This is a genomic window from Bacillus cereus group sp. BfR-BA-01441, assembly GCF_022663075.1.
Lineage (GTDB): Bacteria > Bacillota > Bacilli > Bacillales > Bacillaceae_G > Bacillus_A > Bacillus_A cereus.
The window spans coordinates 1-2,505 of sequence record NZ_JAKUEU010000180.1 but is presented as its reverse complement, the minus strand read 5'-3'; the positions used below and the strand labels follow the sequence as shown (position 1 = coordinate 2,505).

Below are 2,505 nucleotides of genomic sequence, written 5' to 3'. Positions count from 1 at the left end.
AGGATCGCCACGACTAGAATTAATGATTTGCTCATTTCTTCTCCCCGCTTCCTTGCGCGACTTGTGCAATAAATGCTTGCACTTGCATCATGATTTGTGTATTCGCGTTAATGGATTGTGTATTCGCATCTAGTGTCTTTTTCATAGTCGTCATATGATAAATACATGCGAAAATCGGGAAGCCTAAACTACCGATCAGTTGCGTCATTTGCGTAACGTCCATTTTTACAACCTCCCCGCCACATAACCGAATGTGATTATGATGATGATAAATAGACCAATCGACTTCCAAATACTTGCACCTGTTACTGGGTCACTCTTTGGCTTTACGTCTGTCTTGATGTCCTTTTCATCGACTAATACAACTTGGTCACCCATTTCCGCTACGGTAATTCCACTTGTTGAATTGAAACCCGTATCCGGGTATAGATCGTGATAGAAATGATTCAGTCCCATTCTGTTCCCTCCTTATAAATAGGTAAGGAGCATAAAGCCCCTTACATTTGTAGTCTTGATAATGTTTCCGAAACCACTGTGACCTTTCCGCCTACATTTGTAGAGAATCGGAACCAGAATTCTGTTAATCGTTCACTATCAATATAGTCACGGCTACCACCTAAGTTCGGTACACCTTGGTTACTAAAGTCAAAGCAATATACACCCGGCGGAAGTGGATATCCTAAGTCGGAATGGTTTTTGTGAACCAACACTTCCGGTTTTACATTGTAAGGCGTGTCCGCTTGATTAAAGACAAGCTCCATATTTCCAGTAAAGTCTTTTGGCTCTAACGGCTTCCCGTTTGAATCTTCGATATAGAATAGTAGTTTACGATAAATCGTACCTACGTTTAGTTTTAAAATATTTTGTCCGCCACCGCTAAAAATGTCCGATTTTGATTGAACGAGTTTTAAAACAGACATGTCCGGCTGTCCCCCTGGGATCGACGGGATTGAGAATGTTTCGATCACTGGCGTAATAGACATAGATTTAAATGTCACTTGGTCACTATTTGACGCGTTTAATTTGTACGCATTTGCTAGTTGATCAACGGATACTGTTAAGTTCACATTTGCTGTATTGTTTTGCAGCATAACCATTCCTACAGGATCACGATCATTTAAACTAACAGGGATCGGTACAGTGAATTGAATTTCATTGTCCTTACCAGCCGTTGTTGCTACATTTTCCACAAAGTTTAACGATTGTTTATTTGCACCTGGTAATAACACGTCTGGATGTTGTCGTAAAACGTTATACATAAACAGTTCTTTACCTGATACAATGTAAGGACTGAAGCCGTTATTTAAGTTGAGTTCTACTCGACGTAAAATACCATATGGAGACATCGGGTCACGTTGAATGTTCCCGCTAGAGCTTTTCAACGTGGCTACGGCTTTGACATGTAACCATATCTTTGTTAATAGACGTGCTTTCGGTAATGTGAAATCAAGTGTCATACCTTCTTGTGTGACTACTTGTGTAGGCAATGTTTGTTGATATTGACGCGTTGCTGTCGCCCAGATCATCGCGCGTTGTTGCGGTGAATATTGCTCTTTTTGTTGTGCCATTAGTTTGTTCCTCCTTCAGTAAGTCCGTGAGCCTGTTCTTGTTCACGTTTGATTCGTTCCAGTTCCGCTTGCTTTGCTTCGTTTGCTAAACGCTCTTTTCGTTCACCTTCACGAATTTCAAAGTCAGCATAACGTTCATTTGATTCCACATACTCCGCGTTTTCATAACGATTTTTAAAATCGGCAAGTTGCTGAAAAGTCGGCTTACTTCCTGTGAAATGTGTATTGATACGATTCATATTTGCATCATAAATAGTAACTACGTGCATGTTATACCGCCTCCGCAATCGGTCTTACAACCGGGATATTGAATTTCTCAGACCCTTTTTTAATTAGATAAATAAAGATCATTGTTACGAATGTGTTAATTAACATAGATACCCACCAAGACGGGCTAAATAGTTTACTCATTTTGTTTTCCTCCTTGTTATACGGCTTGGACAACTTCACTAAGTCCACGAACCGGATGTTTTGTTAAAATCGCTTTTGCCATAACTGTTAACAGTACAAACATGAGCCATAGGACTATAATGTTTTTCAGTCCGACCCCTGCAAATTTACCCTCCACATTGTCACCCCCTTTCAAAGTTTCAAAGTGGCGCGGACAGGTTCGTCATCACTATCCCGCATATACCAAAAGTTATACTTACCGGGTTTTTCGTAAAATTCCGGGCAACCCGTCGCTTTTACAATGCGGTCACGATCCGCCGGGATGTTTAAATCAAAAATAAAGAAATGACTTGAATTGTTAAATACATCAATAGGGATCGTAGCGGGTCTTTGTGTACAAGCCCAAACTGTCGCTTCTTTACTACGCCCGCGCGTCATAAGTGCGCGCAAATGGAACGGATACTTTGTAGGTGACGGGGCAACCTGCATCAATTCATCAATCCATAGAATGGTATTTTCCCGCTCATACACCCACTTCATAAGCGCG

The 2,505-nt window shown here is 41.0% G+C and carries 6 protein-coding genes and 1 pseudogene; all 7 read right to left on the bottom strand.

All coding sequences use genetic code 11. The features are described from left to right. Window positions 1-31: 31 nt before the first annotated feature. A complete protein-coding gene (locus MR107_RS29645) occupies window positions 32-223 on the bottom strand; it encodes a hypothetical protein (RefSeq protein WP_086403570.1) in 192 nt (63 codons plus the stop codon). Between the two features lie 2 nt (window positions 224-225). Further along, the gene (locus tag MR107_RS29640) at window positions 226-456 is read right to left on the bottom strand and encodes a hypothetical protein (protein WP_166696243.1); all 231 of its coding nucleotides are present in this window, start codon (window positions 454-456) and stop codon (window positions 226-228) included. A gap of 41 nt (window positions 457-497) precedes the next feature. Next, complete coding sequence (locus MR107_RS29635; protein WP_242293117.1) at window positions 498-1,568, bottom strand: cytoplasmic protein; 1,071 nt, start codon at window positions 1,566-1,568, stop codon at window positions 498-500. Further along, the gene (locus tag MR107_RS29630; RefSeq protein ID WP_242293116.1) at window positions 1,568-1,837 is read right to left on the bottom strand and encodes a hypothetical protein; all 270 of its coding nucleotides are present in this window, start codon (window positions 1,835-1,837) and stop codon (window positions 1,568-1,570) included. The genes MR107_RS29635 and MR107_RS29630 overlap by 1 nt, the downstream gene beginning before the upstream one ends. Before the next feature lies 1 nt (window position 1,838). Then, window positions 1,839-1,979, bottom strand: coding sequence for a hypothetical protein (locus MR107_RS29625; protein ID WP_171840974.1), 141 nt, complete (start codon window positions 1,977-1,979; stop codon window positions 1,839-1,841). 16 nt (window positions 1,980-1,995) lie between these two features. Further along, window positions 1,996-2,136 (bottom strand): hypothetical protein, encoded by a 141-nt coding sequence (locus MR107_RS29620; protein WP_023901797.1) that lies wholly within the window; start codon window positions 2,134-2,136, stop codon window positions 1,996-1,998. Window positions 2,137-2,150: 14 nt separating this feature from the next. Further along, window positions 2,151-2,505: pseudogene (locus MR107_RS29615) on the bottom strand (ATP-binding protein); the annotation flags it as partial.

Excerpts from the sequence above, each read along its gene's own strand:
- MR107_RS29635 (WP_242293117.1), bottom strand. The coding sequence starts at position 1,568 with ATGGCACAACAAAAAGAGCAATATTCACCGCAACAACGCGCGATGATC.
- MR107_RS29640 (WP_166696243.1), bottom strand. The coding sequence starts at position 456 with ATGGGACTGAATCATTTCTATCACGATCTATACCCGGATACGGGTTTC.
- MR107_RS29625 (WP_171840974.1), bottom strand. The coding sequence starts at position 1,979 with ATGAGTAAACTATTTAGCCCGTCTTGGTGGGTATCTATGTTAATTAAC.
- MR107_RS29645 (WP_086403570.1), bottom strand. The coding sequence starts at position 223 with ATGGACGTTACGCAAATGACGCAACTGATCGGTAGTTTAGGCTTCCCG.
- MR107_RS29630 (WP_242293116.1), bottom strand. The coding sequence starts at position 1,837 with ATGCACGTAGTTACTATTTATGATGCAAATATGAATCGTATCAATACA.